At 30.9% G+C, this 25,681-nt stretch carries 21 protein-coding genes; 13 read left to right on the forward strand and 8 right to left on the reverse strand.

Going from position 1 to position 25,681, the window contains the following annotated elements; all coding sequences use genetic code 11:
• Positions 1 to 24 precede the first annotated feature (24 nt).
• Positions 25 to 1,485, reverse strand: a complete 1,461-nt coding sequence (locus VCM48_RS04485; protein WP_482271781.1) for an alkaline phosphatase PhoX — start codon at positions 1,483 to 1,485, stop codon at positions 25 to 27.
• Between the two features lie 1,670 nt (positions 1,486 to 3,155).
• On the opposite strand from VCM48_RS04485, the gene VCM48_RS04490 reads away from it, so the two are divergent.
• The 3 genes from VCM48_RS04490 to VCM48_RS04500 all read left to right on the forward strand — a co-directional run bounded on the left by VCM48_RS04490 (position 3,156) and on the right by VCM48_RS04500 (position 6,151).
• Positions 3,156 to 3,389 (forward strand): hypothetical protein, encoded by a 234-nt coding sequence (locus VCM48_RS04490; RefSeq protein WP_415414989.1) that lies wholly within the window; start codon positions 3,156 to 3,158, stop codon positions 3,387 to 3,389.
• A 73-nt stretch (positions 3,390 to 3,462) separates the two neighbouring features.
• The gene (locus VCM48_RS04495; protein ID WP_482271782.1) at positions 3,463 to 5,487 is read left to right on the forward strand and encodes a tetratricopeptide repeat-containing sensor histidine kinase; all 2,025 of its coding nucleotides are present in this window, start codon (positions 3,463 to 3,465) and stop codon (positions 5,485 to 5,487) included.
• Complete coding sequence (locus VCM48_RS04500; RefSeq protein WP_482271783.1) at positions 5,459 to 6,151, forward strand: response regulator; 693 nt, start codon at positions 5,459 to 5,461, stop codon at positions 6,149 to 6,151. Before VCM48_RS04495 ends, VCM48_RS04500 begins: the two co-directional genes overlap by 29 nt.
• 18 nt (positions 6,152 to 6,169) lie before the next feature.
• Here VCM48_RS04500 and acs read toward each other — a convergent pair whose 3' ends face one another.
• The 3 genes from acs to VCM48_RS04515 form a co-directional block, all read right to left on the reverse strand.
• On the reverse strand, positions 6,170 to 8,077 hold the full coding sequence (gene acs, locus VCM48_RS04505) for an acetate--CoA ligase (RefSeq protein ID WP_440121247.1): 1,908 nt from the start codon (positions 8,075 to 8,077) through the stop codon (positions 6,170 to 6,172).
• A 91-nt stretch (positions 8,078 to 8,168) separates the two neighbouring features.
• A complete protein-coding gene (locus tag VCM48_RS04510) occupies positions 8,169 to 8,510 on the reverse strand; it encodes a DUF779 domain-containing protein (protein WP_482271784.1) in 342 nt (113 codons plus the stop codon).
• A gap of 53 nt (positions 8,511 to 8,563) precedes the next feature.
• On the reverse strand, positions 8,564 to 10,063 hold the full coding sequence (locus VCM48_RS04515; RefSeq protein WP_482271785.1) for an aldehyde dehydrogenase family protein: 1,500 nt from the start codon (positions 10,061 to 10,063) through the stop codon (positions 8,564 to 8,566).
• Positions 10,064 to 10,262: 199 nt separating this feature from the next.
• Here VCM48_RS04515 and VCM48_RS04520 point away from each other — a divergent pair, with 199 nt between their 5' ends.
• Both VCM48_RS04520 and VCM48_RS04525 read left to right on the forward strand, forming a co-directional pair.
• The gene (locus tag VCM48_RS04520; protein WP_121147499.1) at positions 10,263 to 11,183 is read left to right on the forward strand and encodes an AraC family transcriptional regulator; all 921 of its coding nucleotides are present in this window, start codon (positions 10,263 to 10,265) and stop codon (positions 11,181 to 11,183) included.
• A 46-nt stretch (positions 11,184 to 11,229) separates the two neighbouring features.
• Positions 11,230 to 12,009: a sulfite exporter TauE/SafE family protein gene (locus VCM48_RS04525; protein WP_482271786.1), complete on the forward strand. Its 780-nt coding sequence runs from the start codon at positions 11,230 to 11,232 to the stop codon at positions 12,007 to 12,009.
• 9 nt (positions 12,010 to 12,018) lie between these two features.
• Here VCM48_RS04525 and VCM48_RS04530 read toward each other — a convergent pair whose 3' ends face one another.
• On the reverse strand, positions 12,019 to 13,428 hold the full coding sequence (locus VCM48_RS04530) for a serine hydrolase domain-containing protein (RefSeq protein ID WP_482271787.1): 1,410 nt from the start codon (positions 13,426 to 13,428) through the stop codon (positions 12,019 to 12,021).
• A 116-nt stretch (positions 13,429 to 13,544) separates the two neighbouring features.
• Positions 13,545 to 14,015 (reverse strand): Dps family protein, encoded by a 471-nt coding sequence (locus VCM48_RS04535; RefSeq protein WP_482271788.1) that lies wholly within the window; start codon positions 14,013 to 14,015, stop codon positions 13,545 to 13,547.
• Between the two features lie 116 nt (positions 14,016 to 14,131).
• Between VCM48_RS04535 and VCM48_RS04540 the strand changes: the two genes are divergently transcribed.
• Positions 14,132 to 15,073 (forward strand): hydrogen peroxide-inducible genes activator, encoded by a 942-nt coding sequence (locus VCM48_RS04540; RefSeq protein WP_099213734.1) that lies wholly within the window; start codon positions 14,132 to 14,134, stop codon positions 15,071 to 15,073.
• 56 nt (positions 15,074 to 15,129) lie between these two features.
• On the opposite strand, the gene VCM48_RS04545 is transcribed toward VCM48_RS04540, so the two are convergent.
• Complete coding sequence (locus tag VCM48_RS04545; RefSeq protein WP_482271789.1) at positions 15,130 to 17,022, reverse strand: SulP family inorganic anion transporter; 1,893 nt, start codon at positions 17,020 to 17,022, stop codon at positions 15,130 to 15,132.
• Between the two features lie 147 nt (positions 17,023 to 17,169).
• On the opposite strand from VCM48_RS04545, the gene pyrR reads away from it, so the two are divergent.
• The 5 genes from pyrR to VCM48_RS04570 are packed head-to-tail and all read left to right on the forward strand — an operon-like array spanning position 17,170 to position 20,322.
• Positions 17,170 to 17,724 carry a bifunctional pyr operon transcriptional regulator/uracil phosphoribosyltransferase PyrR gene (pyrR, locus tag VCM48_RS04550; protein WP_482271790.1) on the forward strand — a complete coding sequence of 185 codons (555 nt, stop codon included), beginning with the start codon at positions 17,170 to 17,172 and terminating at the stop codon, positions 17,722 to 17,724.
• A gap of 24 nt (positions 17,725 to 17,748) precedes the next feature.
• The gene (locus VCM48_RS04555; protein WP_099213737.1) at positions 17,749 to 18,681 is read left to right on the forward strand and encodes an aspartate carbamoyltransferase catalytic subunit; all 933 of its coding nucleotides are present in this window, start codon (positions 17,749 to 17,751) and stop codon (positions 18,679 to 18,681) included.
• Between the two features lie 2 nt (positions 18,682 to 18,683).
• Entirely contained in the window at positions 18,684 to 19,016 is a 333-nt protein-coding gene (locus VCM48_RS04560) for a hypothetical protein (protein ID WP_482271791.1), read from the forward strand.
• A gap of 43 nt (positions 19,017 to 19,059) precedes the next feature.
• Positions 19,060 to 19,380, forward strand: a complete 321-nt coding sequence (locus VCM48_RS04565) for a T9SS type A sorting domain-containing protein (protein ID WP_121147502.1) — start codon at positions 19,060 to 19,062, stop codon at positions 19,378 to 19,380.
• Complete coding sequence (locus tag VCM48_RS04570) at positions 19,381 to 20,322, forward strand: ribonuclease Z (RefSeq protein WP_274640065.1); 942 nt, start codon at positions 19,381 to 19,383, stop codon at positions 20,320 to 20,322.
• Here VCM48_RS04570 and VCM48_RS04575 read toward each other — a convergent pair.
• Positions 20,319 to 20,681, reverse strand: coding sequence for a CoA-binding protein (locus VCM48_RS04575; protein ID WP_482271792.1), 363 nt, complete (start codon positions 20,679 to 20,681; stop codon positions 20,319 to 20,321). The genes VCM48_RS04570 and VCM48_RS04575 overlap by 4 nt on opposite strands.
• A gap of 96 nt (positions 20,682 to 20,777) precedes the next feature.
• Here VCM48_RS04575 and VCM48_RS04580 point away from each other — a divergent pair, with 96 nt between their 5' ends.
• Both VCM48_RS04580 and VCM48_RS04585 read left to right on the forward strand, forming a co-directional pair.
• Positions 20,778 to 23,216: a TonB-dependent receptor domain-containing protein gene (locus tag VCM48_RS04580; protein WP_482271793.1), complete on the forward strand. Its 2,439-nt coding sequence runs from the start codon at positions 20,778 to 20,780 to the stop codon at positions 23,214 to 23,216.
• An 87-nt stretch (positions 23,217 to 23,303) separates the two neighbouring features.
• Positions 23,304 to 25,673: a TonB-dependent receptor domain-containing protein gene (locus tag VCM48_RS04585; RefSeq protein WP_482271794.1), complete on the forward strand. Its 2,370-nt coding sequence runs from the start codon at positions 23,304 to 23,306 to the stop codon at positions 25,671 to 25,673.
• Positions 25,674 to 25,681: the final 8 nt, after the last annotated feature.

The raw sequence follows: 25,681 nt of genomic DNA on the forward strand, positions 1-25,681 counted from the left end.
TTATTTTTTGAAAATTGTTTGTCATTATCTATCTAATCCTTGAACTACATATAATTGACTTCCTTCCTTTCTTGTTTCTGCTGCATCATTTGCCATAGGATCAGTAAACGCTCCTCCATCAGCAGGTTCCCAACCATGATTTTGAGTAATTAATAAAAAAGTATTACTTACACCAATAGTTTCAGAAATATCAATCATACCAGTGATTTCCCATGCACTATCTTGATAAGATGCTCCATAACCTTGAGCTGATGCTGTAACCTGATCACACTCTAACACCTTCTTTAACTCTCCTGTTTTTAAATTATACTGATATAAACTTGCAGCATGATTTTTTTCTCCATCAAAATATCCGTTTGGATCTTCTTGAATGTACGCATAGTTTTCAGTTACTACAATATTATCAGGACTATGGAAAAGCCTTGCTTTACCTTCTAGTTTATCACCATCTAATACACAAGTAATTTTTGCTACTCCTGTAGGGTCGTTTTCATTTAACTCTACTTTATAAACACGTCCATAAATACTTCCTTTTCCTACTAAACCATCTTTTTTACGACCTGTTACACAAAAATAGATTTCACGATTGTTTTTAGCTGATCCTCTTCTCCAGTCAATATCCTCTAAGCGAGAGAACCCCATTACTCCTTTTTCTTTAGCTTCCGCATCTAATAAATCGATATTCTTTTCGGTTAACTCAACAAAAGAGGCATTGTAAGTTGTACCTTCTTTCATATCTACCTCATAAGTAATACCTTCATCCGTTACTTTTAAACCATATAATTTACCCCCTTCTAAATCTCCTCTATCACCTACATACATTCCTAATTGACCTGAAGGAACTTCATTATCTGAATGATCATCTCCAATAAATACAACAGTTTTATCTGCGTACGCATCTTTACCAATTGCCACTGCATTTTCTGTAGACCATTGCCCCATAGCTGTTAACATTCTTGGAGTACTTGCTGCTGAAGCATTTTTTAAAGGATCAGTTGCAAAAACCCCTTTAGAAGCTCCTCCCCATTCTCCTCCAGATAAGTATAATGGACCAAAACCATGTTCTGCTTCAGTAATTAATGAACCTGAACACTGAGCTGTACTTGCTGTTGCATTTGCATTTAAAATATATTCACCATGTACAGGCTTAAATGTTTTATCTAATTTAATACGAGCAATTGAATAATCCGCCTCTATATTATTAATTAAAGTATAAGTACCGTCTGAATTTCTCATTAATCCAGCTCCATCTGCCATAGAACCGTATACAAAGTTTGGAGCATCTTCTAATTTATCTTCAGATGATAATAAAGGAAAGATGTTTACTCCAGAAAACTCTGATTCTAATTTTAAGAAGTTTGGAGTTTTAGAATGTGCTTTTAATTCAATTGAATCTCCTTGGTTAGGTGTACTATCAGAATCGCAAGATGTTAAAGCTATTGCACCACAAACACCAAAAATTCCTAATTTAAGTAAGTTTTTCATTATTCTGTTAATTTTTGTTTTATGTCCGCAAATCAACAACACTTACTTTAAGAAGTTCTTAGCTGTAGTTTAAATCTACCTCATCAAAAGGTTACCAACTTTAACTAAACTTAAACAATTCTATACATCTACTTTTCGTAACTCTCTGTAAACACTAGTTATTACCAATATAGTATTTAACCATCTCTTAACTTACTTACTCCATATTACTTCGGAGCATATATCTTTTTTCTAAAAAAAAAGAGCACCTTAAAAGGTACTCTTAATTTGCATCAAGTTTTTACTTTGGTTAGAGTAAAAAATCATTTTGTTTTTCTTTTTCTTCATAGAACTTTCCCTACGACGTGATATAATTCCCCATTTTATATCTTAACCTTATTGAAGGCTTAAATTTTAACCGAGACAAAAATAAACCGTCTAATTTTCTTTTTGGTAAGTCAGTGACTTACTTTTAGTAAGTCACTGACTTACTTTTTCACCAAAATGAACCAAAAAAGACCCTAAAAGCTAAAAATATTGTTAAAACAATAATTATTTAAAATTTTATATATTTGCTTTTCATGAAAAAAATGAATTTACATATAGCACAAGAGCTTGTGAGCTTAACATGTGGTTTTCGCGGGAATCCTGATGAAGGAATCTTTCGAAACAGGACGTTGTATGTTAATTATAATGAAAACTCAAATATGATTTGATTATAAAAACTAATAATATATAAAGCGTCCAATTAATTTTGGACGCTTTTTTTTATTTTTTTTTTGAAAAATGGAATTTTAATTTAAAACATATTAAAAACTCTTAATTGAACTCTAAGAACCTAACGTACAAAACGTTACAAAAACACTACTTATCTGGATATTATCCGGACAGCCCCCCCTTACTTTAAAAACACCATAAAACACTGATTAACAATGTTTTAAACACCTAAAAACACTTGTTTTATTGTAAAATTTTCGTATATTTGTACCATACTTATTAAGGTACACTTAATTAGTATTATTAATAAATAATAATTTAAAACTATGGTATTAACTAACATAAACAAAAGTATCAGTTTAGCTTACAGAAAAGGGGCTGGTTACAGAACAAAAAAAGACAAGGATGTTTATTGTGGAGCAAGATATTTAATAAAGAATTAGCAATTATTCTACACTTATATATAACACAAAAGCGTCTTTTTAAAAAAGACGCTTTTTTTTATTAAAAAACACATTTTTAACAAGTTAAAACTTGTATAATTCGTTTTTTTTCACTATATTAAGAAGACAAAATAAATGCTATGAAAACATTAAAATTGCACATACTAAATGAAAAAGGACGTTTACTCATTAAACAAGAACGCTTACTAAAATCATCTTCATTATTAATAATGTTGTCACTATTTTAGAATCAGAAATCAACTAGCGTTCATTTAAAAAAATTGCAAACGCTTCCTTTATGACAAAGTAGAATTCCCTGAAGTCTGTTGTACTCAATAGGCCTTAGTAGTAACGCATCTTCATGAATTGATGTTTCTATCAATTTAATTCTACCTACTACCCAAACACTTGGGTTAGATGACTATTGCCTCATTTAAAAAATGATGTAATACACACGAAAATTTATTTCGATGCTATACGAGCTGCACATGCGGCTAGGAAAACTATTGTCAAAATTTAAAAATTGAAATTATGAGAACTTTAAAATTTACACTACTAATAAGCACGTTATTTTTGTTAACTACAAGTTGTACAGACTTAACAGAAGATATTGTACCAAACAACACTGTTAACCAAACAGAATTAGTTTCAAACACTAATGTACCTACTGATGGTACCGGCGATGACGGTACTGGAGGAACTACCGACCTTGATACAGGTGGTGATGGAAGCGGTAACAATGGGGATGGAACTAAAGGAAATTAACCTTAATATTTATTTATAAGCTTTTAACAAAATTGTTAAAAGCTTTTTTTAGTTTTGTCTAAAATCAACAACCTTGAAGTATTTAAAGAAAAGCTTTTTTTTATTTATTATTCTCTTTTCAGTAGATTCTTACTGTTTCTCTCTTACCCTACAAGAAATAAAACAAAATGACAGCATTAAGCTATGGCTTAAACAAGCCAAAAATAAAAAAATAGATACACTTTCTAAAAAACAATTACTTCTTAGATCTTATAATTACATTAAAAAATACAACATAAAAACACCTTTAGAACTTAGCTCTATCGCTTATGAATTTTATAAATTAAAGGATACCGTACATTTTTTTAAAATCAACAAAGAAGCATTACAACTTGCAACTAAAACTTATCACTCCTATGCCATTGGTGATACTCATTGGAATTACGCTACTTATTATGTGAAATTGGAAATTTATGAAAAAGGCTATTTTCATTTAAATGAAGCCTATCAAAACTTTATTAAAGGTGGATTTAAAAATGAAGCTTCACAAACCCTACAAGGGATGGCTAATATAAAAGGAAAGTATAGAGATTATACTGGTAGTGAGATTCTCGGTATAGAAGCTATCAAAATCTTTAAAGAACTAAAAAATTACAAACGTTTATACATTTCCTATAATCATCTAGGTTTATTACAAGTTGATATAAAAAATTATGATAAGGCTTTATTTTATTATGACAAAGCTCTATTCTACTTAAACAAAACTAAACTTTTAAAAAATTATAATGAGAATTTATTAAACAACATAGGTCTAACTTATTTTAAAAAGAAAAAATATAAAGAAGCGATAAATTACTACAATAAAGCCATTGACAATAATTATCAAATAGATAATTTAGCTAGATTAATAGATAATCGTGCCTACTGTAAACTCTTTATGAAGGATACCATAGGGATAGAAAAAGATTTTCACTATGCTTTAAATATTCGAGATAGTTTAAAATATAAAGAAGGCATACTTATAAATAAAATTCATCTATCAGACTTTTATTTATATTCTAAAGATAGTACCAAAGCTCTACAATATGCTAAAGAGGCTAACTCAATTGCTAAAGAATTAAAAAACGGTAGAGATTATTTAGCTTCTTTAAAACAACTCGCCAACTTAGACAAACAAAATTCTAAAAAACACCTAGATCGCTACATAGAGTTTAACGATAGTTTAATTAGTGCTGAACGTAGAATACAGAATAAATTTACACGTATTGAGTTTGAAACAGATGAATATATTGAAGAAACGGAGCGTTTAAGTCAACAACGTGTATGGATTATTGTAACTAGTTTCGCTGGTCTGTTAGTTCTTAGCCTACTATATTTTTTACGTGTACAAAAAGTAAGAAATGAGAAATTAAAACTAGAGGCGGAACAACAAAAAGCTAATGAAGAAGTGTATGTATTAACACTACAACAACAGGCTAAGTTAGAAGAAGAACGTGTTAACGAACGTAACCGTATTTCAGCTGAACTACACGATGGTGTTTTAGGAAAACTTTTCGGTACTCGAGTAAACCTTGGTTTTTTAGCAATGCAAATGAAACCTGAAACTCAAGAAAAACATCAGGCTTTTTTAGACGAGTTACAAGAAATAGAAAAGGAAATTAGAGATGTTTCCCACAGGTTAAGCGATAATTTTGATAGTGCTAATATTAATTTTACAACTATTTTAACACAACTTTTAAAAGACAGAAGTACTATTGGTAACTTTAGCTATCAATTTGATTTTGATAAAACTATTCCTTGGAGTGAAATTAGTGAGGTTACAAAAGCTAATGTTTATCGTATAATACAAGAAGCTTTACAAAACATAATTAAGCATGCTAAGGCAAAAAACGTTACCTTAGACGTCTCATTTAATAAAAAAGAGCTTATTATTTCGTTAAAAGATGACGGAATTGGTTTTAATACCGAGAAAAAGAAAAAGGGAATTGGTATAAAAAATATTACAGCAAGAGTAAAAAAACTAGGTGGTAATTTAGAGTTTATTTCTAAAGAAAACCAAGGAACTACGCTTGTTATTATAACCCCTTTTAATGCAACAAATGGAAAACAAAAAGTATAACGCTTTAATAATTGACGATCACCCCTTAATATCAGAAGCTTATAAAAGTGCTTTTACTTATATTGAAAGCCAAGGTGAAAACATCTCTTTTCAGGTACAAATAGCAAATAATTGTGGGACTGCCGATGAAATTATAGAGGCATACTCCTCTTCTAATCGACCAATTGAAATTATCTTTTTAGATATTAGCCTCCCTCCTATGGAAGAAAAAGGCATTTTATCTGGTGAAGATTTAGGTTTGATTATTAATGAAAAACTACCTGAATCTAAAATTATCATTTCTACTACTTTTAACGACAATTACCGTGTACACAGTATTTTAAAAAATGTAAATCCTGATGGTTTTTTAGTTAAAAACGACATTACTCCTGTAGAATTGGTTCACGCCATTAAAGAAGTTCTTAGCGACCCTCCATATTATAGTAAAACTGTAATGAAAATGCTGAGAAGTCAAGTTTCTAATGAGTACTTTTTAGATGATTTAGATAGAAAAATATTGTATGAATTATCTATTGGTAATCGCGTGAATAAATTACCTAATATTCTTCCATTATCATTAGCTGCCGTTCAAAAAAGGAAGCGACAAATGGCTAAAGTGTTTGGGGTTGACAACTCTGATGATCGTGATTTAATTTTAATAGCAAAAGAAAAAGGATTCTTATAAGAACCCTTTTTCACTATTTTACAATCTATTATCAATTATACTTTGTACAACTTCAGGATTTAGAAGTGTAGAGACATCTCCTAAATTATCTAATTCGTTGTGTGCAATTTTTCTAAGAATACGACGCATAATCTTTCCTGAACGTGTTTTAGGCAATCCTTCTGTAAACTGAATTTTATCCAACTTCGCTATCGGACCAATATGTTCTGTAATAATTTGATTTATCTCTTTGTATAAATTGTCTTGGTTTCTTGTTTCTCCTGTTTCTTTTAAAATAACATAACCATATAAGGCATTTCCTTTTACATCATGAGGAAAACCTACAATAGCACTTTCAGCTACGGCTGGATGTTCATTCACTGCATCTTCAATAGGTGCGGTTCCTAAGTTATGACCTGAAACTATAATTACATCATCTACCCTACCTGTAATTCGGTAATATCCCACCTCATCACGAAGCGCTCCATCACCTGTAAAATACATATTATCGAATGCTGAGAAATACGTCTCTTTATAACGCTGATGGTTTCCCCATATAGTTCTTGCCATAGATGGCCAAGGATATTTTATGCACAATCTTCCATCAACTTGATTTCCTTTTACTTCTTTTCCGTTTTCATCCATTAACGCTATTTGAATTCCTGGTAAAGGTAATGTTGCATAAGTTGGTTTTGTTGGAGTGATATATGGCAATGGTGAAATCATGATCCCTCCCGTTTCAGTTTGCCACCAAGTATCTACTATTGGGCTTTTCTTTTTACCTACATTATCGTTATACCAGTGCCACGCTTCTTCGTTAATAGGCTCTCCAACCGTTCCTAAAACTTTTATTGAGGATAAATCGTGACTATCTACAAAATCTAAGTTTTCTTTTGCTAATGCTCTGATTGCTGTTGGTGCTGTATAAAATTGATTTATGTTGTGTTTTTCAACTATTTCCCAAAAACGACCAAAGTCTGGATAACTAGGAACACCTTCAAACATTACTGTTGTAGCTCCGTTTGCTAAGGGACCGTACACAATATAACTGTGACCTGTAATCCAACCAATATCTGCTGTACACCAATACACATCATTTTCTTTATAATTGAAAACATTTTTAAATGTATATGCTGTGTATACCATATAACCTGCTGTGGTATGTAACATTCCTTTTGGACTTCCTGTTGAACCTGAAGTATATAAAATGAATAGTGGATCTTCAGCATCCATAATCTCAGGAACACAGTCTTGATAAGCTTCTTCTAGCAAAGGTTCTAACCACTTATCACGTCCTTCTTTTAACTGAATATCTGAATTAATTCTTTTGGCTACTAATACATTTTCTATGGTAGGACAATTTTCTAATGCCTCATCAACAATACTTTTTAAATCAATTGTTTTAGCTCCTCTATAAGAACCATCTGAGGTAATTACCATTTTTGCTTCGCAATCATTTATTCTCGTAGCTAATGCTGTTGATGAAAACCCTGCAAAAACAACTGAATGCACTGCTCCAATTCGAGCACAAGCTAAAACTGAAATAGCCAATTCTGGAATCATTGGTAAGTAGACACAAACTCTATCTCCTTTCTTAATTCCATGGTCTTTTAACACATTAGCGAATTTACAAACACGCTTGTGTAATTCTTTATAAGATATATGTTCGGCTTCTTCATTTGGATTATTTGGTTCAAATAAAATGGCAGTTTTATCTCCTCTAATATGCAAATGACGATCTATACAGTTTTCTGTAATATTTAGTTTTGCTCCTTCAAACCATTTAAACTCAGTTTTCTCAAAATCATAGTCTAAAACGGTATCCCATTTTTTTCTCCAAACAAAGTGTTCTTCTGCTATTTCTTCCCAAAATAACTCTGGATTTCTTACGGACTTTCTATATACTTGAAAATATTCTTCTAGGTTTTTTACGTGGTAATTACTCATTCTTATACTTCTTTTATTTTAGCTTAAGCTACTAAAATAAATCATTTTTAATTGTTTATCAACTTATTAGTTCTTCTTCTTAAAACACATACTAATCTTCATTTTCTTGTTGCAATAATCGTGAATGTACGATAAAGCGAACTCCTAAAGGAATCTCTAGTGAAAAACTTGATCCTCTTCCTTCAGTTATATCAATCGCTAAGTGCGTATGCTTCCAATATTCATATTGATCTTTATTCATATAAAAAGGAACTTCATTTAACACACCTAACAGAATATCACTTTCATCTAAATACATTTCATCTTTAGGAAAAATCATTGGAGACGAACCATCACAACACCCTCCACTTTGATGAAAAATCAATGCTCCATGCTGTTTTTTTAGTTTTTCAACTATTTCTTTTGCCGCTTCTGTTATTGCTACTCTTTGCATATTCTATTTTTAAATTATAAAATACTGGGCATCAGCCCAGTATTTACAAACAACTAAAAGAACCCTAACTTGTTTTTATCATACGATATCAACATGTTCTTAGTTTGACGATAGTGGTCCATCATCATTAAGTGGGTTTCTCTACCAAATCCTGATTTTTTATATCCTCCAAATGGCGCATGTGCTGGGTATGAGTGGTAACAGTTCACCCAAACTCTACCTGCTTTAATAGCTCTTGGAATTTGATATAACTGATGTGCATCACGCGTCCAAACTCCTGCTCCTAATCCATACATCGTATCGTTTGCTATTTCTAATGCTTCAGCTTCATCTTTGAATTTTGTTACACATACTACTGGACCAAAAATTTCTTCTTGGAATACACGCATTTTGTTATGTCCTTCCAAAATAGTTGGTTTAATATAGAATCCATTCGCTAACTCTCCTTCTAATTTATTAGCTTCTCCCCCACATAACACTTTCGCTCCTTCTTCTTTTCCTATGTTAATATAGGCTTGTATTTTTTCATATTGATCGTTTGATGCTTGCGCACCTACCATCGTATTTACATCGTACGGACTATTTTGAACAATAGCTTTTGTTCTTGCTACCACTCGCTCCATAAACTTATCATAAATATCTTCTTGCACTAAGATACGTGAAGGACAGGTACATACTTCTCCTTGATTAAAAGCAAACAACACTGCACCCTCAATTGCTTTGTCTAAAAATGCATCGTCTTCATCCATTACGCTATTAAAGAAGATATTTGGAGACTTACCTCCTAATTCCATCGTTACTGGATTTAAGTTTTTAGAAGCGTATTGCATAATTAACTGCCCTGTAGTAGTTTCTCCTGTAAATGCTACTTTATCTATTCTAGGGCTTGATGCTAATGGTTTACCAGCTTCTGGTCCAAAACCATGTATCACATTAATAACTCCTGGAGGAAAAACACCTGCTATTTTTTCCATTAAAAGTGTTGCTGATGATGGAGTTTGTTCAGCTGGTTTTAATATCACACAGTTACCTGTTGCTAGTGCTGGTGGTAGCTTCCATGACAACATTAAAAGAGGAAAATTCCAAGGAATAATTTGTCCAACAACCCCTAAAGGCTCTTTAATGTTCATTGACAAGGTATTTTGGTCAAGCTCGGTAGCACTACCCTCTTCTGCTCTAATTGCTGCAGCAAAATAACGCCAATGATCTGCCGCTAGAGGAACATCTGCATTTAATGTTTCTCGTATTGGTTTTCCATTATCACACGTTTCTACTAATGCAAACTCTTCTAAATTTGCCTCAATAATATCTGCTACTTTATTTAATAAAGATGCTCGTTCTGCTGCTGAAGTGTTTCCCCAGCTTTCTTTGGCTGCATTTGCTGCGTCTAATGCTAATTCAACATCTTCTTTTTGTGATCTTGGATATTTTGCTATAATGCTATTATCAATTGGAGATGTATTGTCAAAATATTCTCCTCCTAATGGAGACACAAACTTTCCATTGATAAAATTTGCATAAGTGTCTTTAAATTTTGGTTTCGCGTAACTCATAAAACTTTGTATTTTTGTTTTTTACTTAAATCAACTATCGAAATAACACTTCCTTAATTAACACATGTTAAAAATGAATATTTCGTAATTTTTGTAAAATTAAAATATCATATAGTCAATATATTGAACGTATTTATTAAATTGTAACACATATCTATTATCTTAAAAAATACATAGATAGAATTTTGTACTATTGATTATGAACCATTTATTAAGTAGACATAAAGAAAGTAGAAAACTCACTACTTTAATTGAGAACAGAACTACGTATAATGCTGAATATGCGGAGTTGAATATTTTTGAGACTCATAAAAGTGCGGAGCAGATATCTTTAACTTTTGATTTTCCTGTTATTGCAAGTATGCTTACTGGAAAAAAAGTAATGCATTTAGAAGGTATGGAACCTTTTGATTTCTTTCCTGGTGAATCTGTAGTAATGCCGACTAACAAAGAAATGATTATCGATTTCCCTTTAGCTGAAAAGAATAATCCTACTCAGTGTTTGGCCTTAGGCATTGATTCTAATAAGATAGATGAGATAGTAGAAAAGTTTAATCATAACGTAGCTATTGAACGTGAAAACAATAATTGGAAGCTAAATGAAACTTCTTCTCACCTAGTACACAATACAGATATTAATCATTTAGTAGGACGTTTGGTACACACTTTTACTGACCAAAATAAGTCCAAAGACATTCTTCTTGATTTAATGATTCAAGAACTTATTGTGAGATTATTACAAACTAAGGCTAAAGCTTTTATTTTAAATGATCCTTCTGGCACGCTTACAGATACACGTATAGGTATGGTTATTAAGTTTATAAAAAACAACCTCACAAATAAAGATATTACTGTAGAATTGTTAGCTAAGAAAGCTTGTATGAGTACATCTCATTTTCATAAAAAATTTAAAAACACCTTAGGAATTTCTCCTATTGACTACATAAACTCTGAAAAGATTAAGTTTTCTAAGAAACTTATAAAACAATCTAAAAACCTACGAATCTCTGAAATAGCCTACAAATCTGGTTTTAACAATATTAGCTATTTCAACAGACAATTTAAAAAAATGGAAATGATTACTCCTCAGCAATTTAAAAAGTCTTTTCTAAAAGAGTAAATCATCAGCTTTTTTCAAAAAACTTTTATAGTTACATTTGTTTAATATGATGATATCTCTTTTTTTAGATGTTTTAAGTACTAATTGGTACATAATTTTACTTTTCTTTATCGTAGCTGTTCTATACTCCTCTGTCGGATTTGGTGGAGGTTCTAGTTACTTAGCTGTCTTAGCACTTACTGGGTTACTTTTTACACAAATTAGAGCTACAGCTCTACTATGTAATGTAATGGTTGTTACGGGTAATGTTTTACTGTATATGCAACAAAAACAATATAACTGGAAAAAGGTTATTCCGCTTACTTTATTTAGCATTCCTATGGCTTTTTTAGGTGGCTATTTACGAATAAGTCAAACTTTTTTCTTTATTCTCTTAGGTTTCACACTACTTTTTGCTGCTATTACCATGTGGATTTCTAACAAAGTAGTTACCAATAACAGTAAAACTAAAGATTTAAACTTGTCAAAAAATGCAGGTTATGGTGGAGTAATTGGTTTTATTTCTGGGATGGTTGGTATTGGTGGTGGTATCTTCTTAGCTCCATTGCTTCATTTAACCAATTGGGACACTCCAAAGAAAATAGCAGCTACAGCAAGCTTTTTTATTTTGGTAAACTCTATATCTGGGTTGATAGGTCAGTATACAAATCCTGAGTTTTCTATTGATTGGACACTAACTTCTAGTTTGTTAATTACCGTTTTTATTGGCGGTCAAATTGGTAGCAGAATGAGTAATCAATTCTTCACTCCCTCTCAACTAAAAAAGGCAACCGCTATTTTGATTGCCTTTGTAAGTATTCGGATTTTAATTAAGTATTTATTCTAATTTCGCTTTTTAGCTCCTTTCCTTACCTTTAGCTTTGGTTATAGCTGTAGACATACCTTTTTCTTTTTTTATTCTGTTTTGAAAGATTGCTATTTTCTTTCCTTTTTTTTCTGAAAACTTATACGTGTAAAATCCGTCTTCAAAAGAAAACTCATTTGGTGAAGTTGGATAAATCTTAAATTTACTTGAACTCCCTTCTCTTTGACTATACAGTTGGTTATTTTCCATCGTAATTAAACGAATTCCTCCATCTTCAAATTTATAAGCACCTACCCATTTTTGCAACTCTTCTTTTGATAAAGAAACGGCATTATTACCTGAAGAAAAAGGTTTATTAATAGCCAAAGCTGCTATTTTTATAGTCAAAGCTGTTGGTGATTTACAACCACAATTAGAAAACACAATTACATACACATCTTCACTAGGTACATATACTCCCATAGATTTATATCCAGGAATTGAGCCACCGTGTTCCAAAGTTGGTACTCCGTTTATTTCGTTTAGACTCCAACCATATCCATAGTTTATTTTCTTACCATTATTCAGTGTGTAATTGGTAAACGCTTTATCAATTGTTTCTTTTTTTACTAATGTATTATTACGAATGGCTGTTTGCCACTTTAACATATCATCTACATTAGACATGATTGAACCTGCTGCATAAGGTAATGTCATACTTATATATTGAGCATTTGAATATTCTCCATTTCTCTTTCGATAACCTGCTGCTCTGTTTTTAATTAATTTTGTATGGCTTCCGTAATAAGAAGAATTCATATTTAGCTTCTTAAAAATTTGTTCTTCAACAAATTTCGGATAGCTCATTCCACTTACTTTTTCAACAATATATCCTAAAATAAAATATCCAGAATTATTGTATTTATACTTTTCTCCTGGTTCAAAATCCATTGGCTCATTCTTAAAAAAATCAATAAATTTTAAAGGTTCTACATCTTTAGTTGTCACCTCTCCAAACTTTTGCATTGATGTATAACTTTTAATTCCCGATGTATGTGTTAATAAGTGATGAACAGTAATTTGTTTTCCATTCGTTGGATAATCAGGTATAAACTTAGTTATATCATCTTCTAAACTTAGCTTACCTTCTTCTAACAACATTAATATTGAAACTGATGTAAATTGTTTTGTTATTGAACCTACTTCAAAAACATTTTCTGGCACCATATCCACATTAAGCTCTAAATTAGCTTTTCCAAAAGCTTTTCTATAAATAACATTTCCTTTTTTAGCTACCAAAGCTACTGCTCCTGTTTTATTATTTTTGAATTGCGTTTGTAAAATTTCATCAACCTTTGATGTCAAATTTTGGGCAGACACTAAATTTGTTAATAAAAAGCAAAAAGAGAAGAGTAATATTTGTTTTAGTTGAATTCGGTTTTTCATTTGATTTGTTTTCATGATTATTACACTTAGGACGACATAAGCGAAAATAGGTTACATCATTTTTTACTAAAAACAAAAAAAGCAACGTAAATACGTTGCTCTTTCATCCCCAAAACATAGATAACTATTTCTTAGCCTAACCAAGCATTCATCATCCACAATGTTTTTTCTTGTTCTGCTATAAAGTCACTCATCATTGAGTTTGTACCCTCATCTTCAGCTTTATCAGACAAATCAAGAATTGTACGTTCTATTTTTAATAATTCTGATAGTGAGCCAATAATTAACTTTACCGCTTCAACATCATTTGAAATATTTTTTCCTACTGGTACTCTTGATACACTAGTGTAATCTTCAAAAGTATGTAATGGCGTTCCTTGTAATGTTAAAATACGTTCTGCAATTAAGTCTACTTTTTCTTGTGCATCTGTATAAAATTCTTCAAACTTCATATGCAACTCAAAGAAGTTTTTCCCTTTAATATTCCAGTGTAACCCTCTTGCATTTTGGTAATACACTTGAAAATTTGCTAGTAATGTATTTAACTCATTTACTAAGTTTTCGGTTTTTTGTTTATCTAATCCTAAAATTGTGGTTGACATATTGTTTTGATTTTAAGTTTTTTACTTTTTCTACTACAAATTTAGGGCAAGTTTTAACAGTTTTACTATAAAGGTAATCGATTGTTTTAATATCTTTATCGAAAATTATTATTGAAATGACTATAACACAATTAAAATATACACTAGCTGTTGCTGAATATAAAAATTTTACCATAGCGGCAGAACATTGCTTTGTTACACAACCAACGTTGAGTATGCAAATTCAGAAATTAGAAGAAGAATTAGATGCTAAGATTTTTAATCGCTCTAAAAAACCTATTGAATTAACTGAAGTTGGTAAGCGTATTGTAGAGCAAGCCAAAGTTATTGTTGATGAGAGTAATCGTATTATAGATATTGTACACCAACAAAAAGGGTATGTTGGTGGTGAGTTCAGACTAGGTATTATTCCTACAATTATGCCTACGTTGCTTCCTATGTTTTTAAAAACTTTTAGTAAGAACTATCCAAAAGTTCAATTAGTTATTGAAGAGTTAACTACAGAGGAAATTGTTAGAAAATTAATGGATGGTTATATCGACGCTGCTATTGCTGCAACTCCATTAGAAAATGAAGCTATAAAAGAGCGCGTTCTATATTATGAACCTTTTGTTGGTTTGGTTCCTAGCGAACATCGTTTGTTTAAACAAAAGAAATTAAAAGTTGATGATTTAGAGGTTGATGATATTTTATTGTTAGAAGACGGACATTGTTTTAAAGACAGTGTAATTAATCTTTGCAGAACAAATAAAAGAAGTTCAACACATCACTTTCAATTAGAAAGTGGAAGTTTTGATACATTAATAAAGTTATCTAAAGACGGTTTAGGAATGACATTACTTCCTTACTTAAATACTTTGGACCTAAATGAACGAGACAAAACTCATTTAAGAGAGTTTGAAACTCCTTCTCCTGCACGTGAGGTTAGTTTGATTTATCATAAATCTCAATTAAAAATGCAATTGATAGAAGCTTTAAAAACTACAATTGATAGTGTTATTAGAGGTGCTATTGCTTTTAGTGATGTAGAAATTATAAGTCCGCTTCAGAAAAAATAAGAGTAATAAAAAATCCCGCTAATAGCGGGATTTTTTATTTTTTATCGCTCAACGATTTAAAAACTATATTCTGATAATGGCTTAGGAAAATCTTCTGGATTAGCCGCTAAATGATAACGAGGATCATCTACCGCTTCTTCAATTACATCTGCAAAAATAGGACTTGCTTTATAAAGTAATACCTTACAATCTTCACTTAAATGTTTTAAAGTTACCTTTTTTCCTACCTTTTGATATTTTTCTACTAATATAAAAATAGCTTCAATAGCTGAATGATCAGAAATACGCGACTCTACAAAGTCAATCTCCACATTATCTGGATCATTCTTAATATCAAACTTTTCGTTAAAAGCAGTAATACTTCCGAAGAATAAAGGCCCCCAAATTTCGTAAATTTTGGTTCCATCTTGTTTAAAACGTTTTCTTGCTCTAATTTTCTTGGCATTTTCCCAAGCAAAAACTAATGCTGAAATAATTACTCCAACAAATACAGCAATTGCTAAATCAAAAATCACGGTTACCGCTGATACTATAATTAACACAATCGCATCTGATTTTGGTATCTTGTTCATAATTCTAAAGCTCGACCATGCAAATGTGTCAATTACCATCATAAACATTACTCCTACTAAAGCTGCAATAGGTACTTGTTCTATATATTTATCTGCAAAAAGGATAAAAATTAATAAAGTAACCGCCATCATAACTCCTGATAAACGCCCTCTACCACCTGCGTTAATGTTAATTACTGTTTGACCAATCATACCACAACCACCAGTTCCTCCAAACAAACCACTTAACATATTTCCTGCTCCTTGTGCTACACACTCTTTATTACCATCACCTCTTGAATCTGTTAACTCATCCACTAAATTCATCGTCATTAATGTTTCAATCAATCCAACTGAAGCAGCTAAAAAGGCATACGGTGCTATAAACTTTAAAGTATCTAAATTGAATGGTAAATTGCTCCAAAGTTCTGCTAAATTCATTTTTTTAGAAATTTCATCAAAACCATTTAAACCTGCTCCTCCACCATCTCTAATAAAATCTCCAACATTGATAGACTCTAATCCTCCAAAAATAGACACAAACGTAACAATTAAAATAGCCGTTAACGCTGCTGGTACTTTTGTTGTCAATTTAGGAAGTAACCATATAATTAGCATTGTTAACAATACTAACCCAATCATAGTATATAGTTTTGTTCCTTGTAAAGTAGATTTTACTACTCCACTATCTTTTACTGAATAGAATCCGTCATTTTCTATATTAAAAACAACCTTTTTTGTTTTAGCATCAAAAACTTGTGTATCTGATTTTACAAAAACTTCTTGATTTGTTTGATTGTTAATTACTGAATTTCCTTTGATTGAAAATAATGCAGCATTTGATACTAGGTCTTGTACTTCATTATCTGCTATTTTATAAACCAGTTCTTTCGATTCGGTTTTACGCATGTTTTGCCCGAAAATATCTTTCTTATTTTCTTTAAACATTCCTAGTTGTGCAATAAAAATAACTACAGCTAAACCGTTTACAAATCCCATCATTACTGGATGTGGAATTAGTCTAACTAATTTCCCAAGTTTAAATACTCCTGCTAACACTTGAATTATTCCCATTAAAACTACAGCTGCTAGTAAATAGAAGTATCCCATGTTTTCTACAGGTGTATCAAACAACAATCCTTTTGCGTGTCCTTCTTGTATCATGTTTACAAAAATTACAGCCACAGCTCCTGCTGCTCCTGAAATTAAACCTGGTCTTCCTCCAAAAATTGCTGAAACAATTCCCACAACGAAAGCTCCAAACAGTGCTACAATAGGACTAATTTGAGCCACAAAAGCAAAAGCTACCACTTCTGGTATCATCGCTAACGATACTGTAATACCTGCTAAAGAATCGTCTTTTATGTTAATCTTCTTACTTTTAATGTATTTCATCATAATTTCTAAGAGTCTTTTGTAAAAGTGCGCAAATGTAAAGATAATTTTATAGACCTAGTTTTACGTTTCATTAAGTTTAATTTTGTCAGCGTAAATTTTTGCCTTAATTTTGAACGTTGAACTATCAAACCAATTTGGTAGCAACAAATGAGCAGAAAAACACTACTTACTTCGAAAGAAATTGAAATCATTCTGCATCGATTAGCGTGCCAGTTAATCGAGAATCACAACGATTTTTCTAACACCGTTTTAATAGGATTACAACCAAGAGGTTCTTATTTAGCAAATCGATTGGCTAAGTTATTAAGAGAGGAATATAATATTAAAGACTTAAAATTAGGTTTGTTAGATATTACTTTTTATCGTGATGATTTTCGCAGAAGAGAAGAACCATTAGAAGCCACTTCCACACAAATTGACTTTTTAATTGAAGGAAAACAGGTGGTTATTATTGATGATGTATTATTTTCAGGAAGAAGCGTTAGAAGTGCTTTAACAGCACTACAATCATACGGAAGACCTGATAATATTGAGTTATTAGTATTAATTGATCGTCGTTTTAGCCGTCATTTACCAATTCAACCTAATTATAGAGGAAGACAAGTAGATGCCATCAATGAAGAAAAAGTAGTTGTTAACTGGCAAGAAACTCATAAAGAAGATACAATTTACCTTGAACCCAAGCCCTCAAAGCTTGATTAGTTATGATTAAAAAAACAAACTAAAATGAAGCAGTTAAGTGTTGAACATTTATTAGGAATCAAATACCTTAACAAAAATGACCTTGAGCTTATTTTTGAAACTGCTGCTCATTTTAAAGAAGTCATTAACCGACCTATAAAAAAGGTTCCTTCATTACGTGATATTACAATTGCTAATTTATTTTTTGAAAATAGCACACGTACAAAACTTTCTTTTGAATTAGCTGAAAAGCGTTTATCTGCAGATGTTATTAATTTTTCTGCAGGACAATCTTCAGTAAAAAAAGGAGAAACTTTAATTGATACTGTAAACAACATTTTATCAATGAAAGTTGATATTGTTGTAATGCGTCATTCAAATGTAGGAGCAGGAATTTTCTTATCGAACCATGTGGATGCTAAAATTATTAATGCTGGAGATGGTACACATGAACACCCAACCCAAGCATTATTAGATAGTTTTTCTATGAGAGAAGCTTTAAATAGCGACTTAAAAGGAAAGAAAATTGTAATTGTTGGTGATGTCTTACATTCACGTGTAGCTTTATCAAACATATTCGCTTTACAACTACAAGGTGCTAAGGTAAAAGTTTGTGGACCAAGCACTTTAATTCCTAGATACATTTCTAGTTTAGGTGTTGAAGTAGAAACAAACCTTAAAAAAGCTTTAGAGTGGTGTGATGTTGCTAATGTATTACGTGTACAACATGAACGTATGGATATTAAATATTTTCCATCAACTAGAGAGTACACACAACTTTTTGGTATTAACAAAGAAATATTAGACAATCTTGGTAAAAAAATTGTCATTATGCACCCTGGACCTATTAATAGAGGTGTAGAACTAACAAGTGATGTTGCCGACAGTGATCAATCAATTATTCTAAATCAAGTAGAAAATGGAGTTGCTGTTCGTATGGCAGTTATTTATTTGTTAGCACAACAAATAAAAAGATAGTCATGAACATAGTAGATAAAACTGATTACACTTTAATTACTTCTGATGAGAAAACATTTTCTAGTTTCTTAGAAAACTTTGATAATGAATATGTAAACCTTACAGGAAAAAACCTGATTATTGTAATTTCAGAAGAATTTAATGCCCCTAACAAAAATATTTTGCTATTTTTGAGATACGCGGAACAACATCAGAACAATGGCACATCTTTTGTAGTTGTGTCTAAAGATGTTACTATTGATGATTTTCCTGAAACCTTTAACATTGTTCCTACATTAGTAGAGGCAGAAGATGTTATAGAAATGGAAAACATTCAACGTGATTTAGGTTTTTAACCTTATATTTTTAAATAATTATCCATCCCCTAAATGATAATTTATGGTAAAAAAAATACTATTTATAACTTTTTTCTTAGCTATTTCCGTTGGTTTTTCTCAAGAAAAATCAATTGAGAAGTTAGTAGCATCCCCTAACCCTTTTACGAATAATACTACTATTTATTTTAATGCAAAACACGATCAAACAGTTATCTTAACTGTTAGAAATGTATTAGGTAAAACTGTTTATAATAAAGAGCTTAAAGTGGTTAAGGGACGTAACTCTTTTCCGTTTCAACGTAACGACTTAAAGTCTGGAATGTACATTTATGCAATACAAAGTAATAAAGAGATAATTTCAAAACGCTTTGTAATTAAATAAATGAGTTTACACTTAACTGTTTTAGGTTGTCATTCTGCTACACCAAGAGCTAATGCCTACCCAACCTCTCAATACTTAGAAATTAACAATCGTCATTTTTTAATTGATTGCGGTGAGGGCACACAACGTCAAATGAGAAAGTATAAAGTTGGTTTTTCAAAAATCAACCATATTTTCATTTCTCATTTACATGGTGATCACTTTTTTGGTTTGGTTGGACTTATTGCCACTTTTGGCATTCTAAACAGAGAGAAAGAGCTACATATTTACGGACCAAAAGGTATTAAAGAAGTTACTACTCTTCAATTAAAGGTTTCTAAATCGTGGACTAAATATCCTATTATTTTTCACGAATTAGAATCTAAAGAAAGTGAACTCATTTTTGAAGATGATAAGGTTTCTGTTAGAACTATCCCTTTAAATCATAGAGTGTATACTAATGGTTTTTTATTTACCGAAAAACCAAAACTTAGAAAATTACACATTGAAAATATTCAGCAATACAATGAAATAGAGACTTGTGATTTTCATAATATTAAAGCTGGTAAAGACTTTATACTCTCTACAGGAGAAGTGATTCCTAATAAAGAATTAACTATTGATCCGCCTAAGCCTTTAAGTTTTGCCTTTTGTAGTGATACTGCCTATAAGCCAGATATTATTCCTATAATTAAAGAGGTAGACTTATTATATCATGAAGCTACATTTTTAAAAGATAGAGAAGATTTGTGCGATAAAACAAAACACTCTACTGCTGAACAAGCTGCTTCTATTGCCAACCAAGCAAATGTAAATAAGTTAATTATTGGACATTATTCTAGCAGATATAAAAACATTAATGATTTTAAAACTGAAGCTCAAACAGTTTTCAAAAACACTGAATTAGCAGAGGCAGGAAAAAGATATAGCACTAATTCTTTTCCTGTTGAAGTTCTAAATTAATACTGCTTTGTTGATAGGAGTACTAAAGTACAGGCTATTTCGCTCTCAATCCCATTTTCTTTTAACAACTCTATAAACTCAATATTTTCAGTTCCTGGATTAAAAATTACTCTGCGAGGTTGTAAATTAATTATATATTCATAATACAATTTCTGGCGCTCTGGATTTAAGTATAAGGTTACAGTATCAATATTTTCAAAAAAAATATTATCTGTTTCAATGGCTACATCTACTACGTTTCCTTTTTGTAATCCAATCGCTACAGTTTCTGTATCATTGTCTCTTAACTTTTTAATAGCAATATTAGAGTATCTAGAAGGCTTTAAAGAGGCTCCTAGTACCAAAGTACGTTTTTTCATTTTCTGTTAATAATACGTTAAACTCTCTTAAACTGAGTAACAAAGTTAGACAATTAAGAGTCTATTAAGCACCAAAACAATTCAAAAACAACAAAAATGAAAAACATATTACTAATACTTTTAGCTGTATTTACTACAAGTATTTATGCACAAATGCCTAAAAGTAGCCTACCTAAACCAGGAGTTATTACTGGTAAAGTAGTCGACCAAGCGACCAAACAACCTCTTCCCTATGTTAATATAATAATCAAAGATGCTGCCAAAAAAATTATTACTGGTGGAATTACTGATGACAACGGATTATTTTCTATAAAAAATATACCTGAAGGAAACAGTATTATTGAGGTTCAGTTTATAGGATATAAAACTTTTTCAAAGCCAGTTACTGTAAGCCGTAAATCAAGTAAAGTTAATTTAGGTACTATTCCTCTTGAAGAAGACAGTACTACTTTAGATGAAGTAGAAATTCGTGCAGAAACCTCTTCAGTTACTCAAAAAGTAGACAGAAAAGTAATTAACGTTGGTAAAGATTTAACCTCAGCAGGTGCTACTGCTTCTGAGTTATTAAATAATGTACAATCTGTAAGTGTTGATAGCCAATCAGGAAATATTAGCTTACGTGGTAATGAAAACGTACGTGTATTAGTTGACGGAAAACCTACCAACATTCCTGCTTCTGAATTATTAAAACAAATTCCTTCTTCATCTATTAAAAGTGTTGAGTTAATTACGAATCCTTCTGCTAAATACAATCCTGAAGGAATGAGTGGTATTATCAATATAATTCTTAATAAAAATGCCAACATGGGATTCAATGGCTCTATAAATACTGGAATTGAAGCTGGTCATTATGTTCGTTACAATGCTTCTACAAACATGAATTATAAAACAGGAAAAGTAAACTTCTTTGGTAACTATGGGTTTAATGGTGGAGATCGCTATAACTTTGGTTATGTAAATAGACCCGGAGTTAACAATCAAGACTTTGTTTTTATTAATGATAATGAATCTCATTTATTTAAAATTGGAGCAGACATTTATTTAGATGATAAAAACACCTTATCTCTTTATACTACTCAAAACTGGTTTGACAGTAATGCTAGCGGACGTGCTATAATTACAGACAACAATGGTGATTTAATATCTCACTCTCCTAATACACAAACAAATGAAAGTCATAACCAAGCTTACAATGTAAATTATAAACATGATTTTGAAAAAGAAGGGCATAATATAGAACTTGAAGCCAATTTCTCTAAAAATGATTCTCCAAAATTTTTAGAAAATATTTTCTTAGAAAATTCGCAACCAGATTATTTTAACGATATAAATAATAACAGAAAAAGTACACTGTTAAATTTAGATTACACTAACCCTATTTCTAAAAATGGAAAATTAGAGTTAGGTTTAGAATATAGAGTTAATAGAGCTGATAATACTAATATAACAAACCAACAAATTTTAGTAGAAGAACCTGATACTTATAGAGATGTAGGTAACTCTTCCTTCACCTACGATAGAGATATTTATTCTGCTTATGTAAACTATGGACATAAGTTTGGTAAACTTAACATGCAATTAGGTGCTCGTTTTGAACAATATAAAATTGAAGGAGACTTTACAGGATTGGATGAAAATGGAGATCTAAAGAATGAGAAAGTAACTGATGATATTTTTACTGTATACCCATCTGCTTTCTTTACCTTCACCCCAAATGACAATGATCAATTTCAATTAAGTTACAGTAAAAGAGTTGACAGACCAGGAATACAACAAGTAAACCCTATTAGAGAATGGAGTACGCCTTTAATTACGTCAATAGGTAATCCTGACCTTGTTCCTCAGTTCACTAATTCAGTTGAATTTAACTATACACGAAAAATAAAAGGCGGGTCGATAACTTTAGGTAGTTTTTATAGAAATATTAATGATGTAATTAATAGAGCTACTTATAAAGATCCTGCTGACGCTGATAATGTAAAGCAAATATTAACCTTTGCTAATTTTGATGACACAGATGCTTATGGTTTAGAGTTTTCTGTAAACTATAAAATTGCAAAATGGTGGAGAGCAAATGCTAGTATGGACTATTATTCTCAAAAGCAATTTGGAACCACAGATTTAAGTGACCCTAATGCTCCTACTACTGAAGTTAAAACAGATATTTTTAACGCACGTATAAGTAATAGTTTTACAGTATCAAAAAAATTACGTTTACAATTATTTGCAATGTACAGAGGCCCAAGAGAAGACATTCAATGGAACGTAGACCCTATGAAAATGGTTAACATCGGTGCTAACTATAGTATTCTTAAAGGGAAAGGAAATATTAACCTTAGAGTAAATGATATCTTTAACGATATGAGATTTAAATTTAACTCTGAAAGACCTTTTGTTCAAAATGGGCGTTTTAAATGGGAAAGCAGAACAGCTTATATTGGATTTAACTATAGATTTGGTGGAGGAAAAAACAAAGCCCGCTCTCGTAAACAACGTGACAACAATGAAAGACAAGGAGGCGGAGGTTTCCTATAAAATTAATTTTTAATTAATTATTAAAAAAAAACGAAGTATTTAACTTCGTTTTTTTTATTTTTAGCGCAATTTCATTCCCTTCAATTTATGAAAAGATTGCTAATATTAATTTTATTACTAAGTACTGCTTTTTGTCAAGCACAAAACTTACGACTTACCGGAACTATTTTAGATAAAAAAAATAATCAACCATTACCTTTTGTCACAATTACTTGTAAAAACACTTCTAACCAGATACTAACAGGTAGCATTTCTGATGAAAAAGGTAATTTTAAAATTGAAAAACTCCCTAAAGAAAGTTTGCTCTTAACTTTTCAATTTATTGGTTATAAAACCTTCGAAAAGAAGGTTGACTTAAAAGAGCATAGTAAAATAGAAACAGTTTTCCTTGAAGAAAATACTACTCAATTAGATGAAGTTGAAATACAAGGAGAAACTTCAACTATTATTCAAAAAATTGATAGAAAAGTTATTAATGTAGGTAATGACTTAACTGCTGCTGGAGCTACCTCCCTAGAAATGCTTGAAAACATTCCTTCTGTAGATATTAATCAACTTTCTGGAACTATAAGTTTACGAGGAAATGAAAACGTTAGAGTTTTGGTAAACGGAAAACCTTCCAATATAAATACAGCTCTATTATTAAAACAAATACCTTCTAACTCAGTTAAAAGCGTTGAAATAATCACTAATCCTTCAGCTAAACACACACCTGAAGGCATGAGTGGTATTATCAATTTAATTCTTAAAAAGAATACAAAAATTGGTTTTAACGGAAATTTATCAGCTGGAGCAACTCAAAGTAGAAATCTAAGACCCGAACTTTCCTTAAACACAAACTATAAAACAGGCATAACTAATTTTTACCTTAACTATAATACAAGTTGGGGGGATTATGAAACCTTCAACGATTTAAAAAGAACCGACATCAACTTAACTCAAGATTTTGACTTTTTAAGTAACTCAAAGAATCAAAACATTAAGTTTGGTGTTGATATAGATATTACTTCAAAAAGTATATTATCTATGTATACTTCTCTAAATTTTGATAATAATAGTTTAGCTACCAATACTCTTGTCCATGAAAACAATTCTTTAGTTTTCAACAACAAAAGTTTTTCTGATTATGACCAAAAGGACGAAACTTATAACATTGATTATGTTTATAACTTTGATAATAGAGGTCAAAACTTAGAAGTTGAATTCAATCATTCTATCACAAAAAACCCCGAAAAAACTATTAATGAGGAATTAGTTAACCCAAACTCAAAAGAATATAATTATACAAACAACATTAAAGATACACGAAAGTTATGGTTATTAAATATTGATTATGTAAAACCTATAAAATCTGGAAAACTAGAATTTGGAGTTGAATTCAGAAAGCAAGATTTTTACAATCAAATACTCACAGATAGAGAAGCAATAAATAATTCAGCTACACTACAATCTGTAGGTAATACTACTTTAAACTATAATCGCTCAATTTACTCAGGATACATCAACTTCAATAAAAAATTCAACAAGTTTGCAGTTCAAACAGGAATTAGAATAGAACAATTTAATTTAGATGCTCTTTTTTCAAATACTGAACAAGGAAGTACTCCTTTAAAAGACAATATTTTTAGCTTATACCCATCATTATCAATCAACTATAACTTTACTAAAAAAGATAATTTACAGTTTGCATATAGTAGAAGAGTTGATAGACCTTCAGCTTACCAAGTAACTCCCATTCAAGAATGGTTTTCTCCACTAACTATATCAAAAGGGAGCCTAAACTTACAACCACAATTTACAAACTCATTAGAGCTTAATTATACCAAAACAATTACAAAGGGCTATATATCATTCGGTACATTTTACAGAAGAACAAATGACAAAATTGGTCGTTTACTACAACAAGACAATCAAAACTCTAATAAAACTATTAGTTCTTTTACTAATTATAACTTTGCAGATAGTTATGGTTTTGAGCTATCTGCCAGTTTTAAACCTAAAAAATGGTGGACACTTAGACCTGCTTTTGAAACTTACATTCAAGACTCTCAAGGTGTTTTAAACGATAACTTTGAAACGGTAAAAAACACTTTAGTAAAAGGACGTATAAGTAACTCTTTTAAAGCTTCAAAAAAATTGAGTTTCCAATTATCAGGTATTTTTAGAGGTGAAAGTAAAAACATTCAATATACTATTCAACCATATACTATGATTAATGCAGGGGCTAGATTAAAAGTATTAAATGGTAAAGGAAACATTACCTTAAGAGGTACTGATATTTTTAATAATGTAAATTTTGATTATAACTCAAATACACCGTTTATACAAAAAGGAAAGTATACATTGGAAAGCAATTCAGTTTATCTAGGATTTTCCTATAATTTTGGAAGCGGTAAAAACAAAAGTAAAGGTAGAAAATACAGAGACAGTAATGAAGCTCAAGGAGGCATGTTTTAATAAAAAAG

Source organism: Tenacibaculum sp. DPLXC6, from assembly GCF_056815515.1.

Coding starts and splice junctions, on each gene's coding strand:
- VCM48_RS04555 (WP_099213737.1), top strand. CDS start 17,749: ATGAAGCAGTTAAGTGTTGAACATTTATTAGGAATCAAATACCTTAAC.
- pyrR (WP_482271790.1), top strand. CDS start 17,170: ATGAGCAGAAAAACACTACTTACTTCGAAAGAAATTGAAATCATTCTG.
- VCM48_RS04540 (WP_099213734.1), top strand. CDS start 14,132: ATGACTATAACACAATTAAAATATACACTAGCTGTTGCTGAATATAAA.
- acs (WP_440121247.1), bottom strand. CDS start 8,077: ATGAGTAATTACCACGTAAAAAACCTAGAAGAATATTTTCAAGTATAT.
- VCM48_RS04575 (WP_482271792.1), bottom strand. CDS start 20,681: ATGAAAAAACGTACTTTGGTACTAGGAGCCTCTTTAAAGCCTTCTAGA.
- VCM48_RS04535 (WP_482271788.1), bottom strand. CDS start 14,015: ATGTCAACCACAATTTTAGGATTAGATAAACAAAAAACCGAAAACTTA.
- VCM48_RS04585 (WP_482271794.1), top strand. CDS start 23,304: ATGAAAAGATTGCTAATATTAATTTTATTACTAAGTACTGCTTTTTGT.
- VCM48_RS04525 (WP_482271786.1), top strand. CDS start 11,230: ATGATGATATCTCTTTTTTTAGATGTTTTAAGTACTAATTGGTACATA.
- VCM48_RS04545 (WP_482271789.1), bottom strand. CDS start 17,022: ATGATGAAATACATTAAAAGTAAGAAGATTAACATAAAAGACGATTCT.
- VCM48_RS04485 (WP_482271781.1), bottom strand. CDS start 1,485: ATGAAAAACTTACTTAAATTAGGAATTTTTGGTGTTTGTGGTGCAATA.
- VCM48_RS04520 (WP_121147499.1), top strand. CDS start 10,263: ATGAACCATTTATTAAGTAGACATAAAGAAAGTAGAAAACTCACTACT.
- VCM48_RS04560 (WP_482271791.1), top strand. CDS start 18,684: ATGAACATAGTAGATAAAACTGATTACACTTTAATTACTTCTGATGAG.
- VCM48_RS04490 (WP_415414989.1), top strand. CDS start 3,156: ATGAGAACTTTAAAATTTACACTACTAATAAGCACGTTATTTTTGTTA.
- VCM48_RS04500 (WP_482271783.1), top strand. CDS start 5,459: ATGCAACAAATGGAAAACAAAAAGTATAACGCTTTAATAATTGACGAT.
- VCM48_RS04580 (WP_482271793.1), top strand. CDS start 20,778: ATGAAAAACATATTACTAATACTTTTAGCTGTATTTACTACAAGTATT.
- VCM48_RS04510 (WP_482271784.1), bottom strand. CDS start 8,510: ATGCAAAGAGTAGCAATAACAGAAGCGGCAAAAGAAATAGTTGAAAAA.
- VCM48_RS04515 (WP_482271785.1), bottom strand. CDS start 10,063: ATGAGTTACGCGAAACCAAAATTTAAAGACACTTATGCAAATTTTATC.
- VCM48_RS04565 (WP_121147502.1), top strand. CDS start 19,060: ATGGTAAAAAAAATACTATTTATAACTTTTTTCTTAGCTATTTCCGTT.
- VCM48_RS04570 (WP_274640065.1), top strand. CDS start 19,381: ATGAGTTTACACTTAACTGTTTTAGGTTGTCATTCTGCTACACCAAGA.
- VCM48_RS04530 (WP_482271787.1), bottom strand. CDS start 13,428: ATGAAAACAAATCAAATGAAAAACCGAATTCAACTAAAACAAATATTA.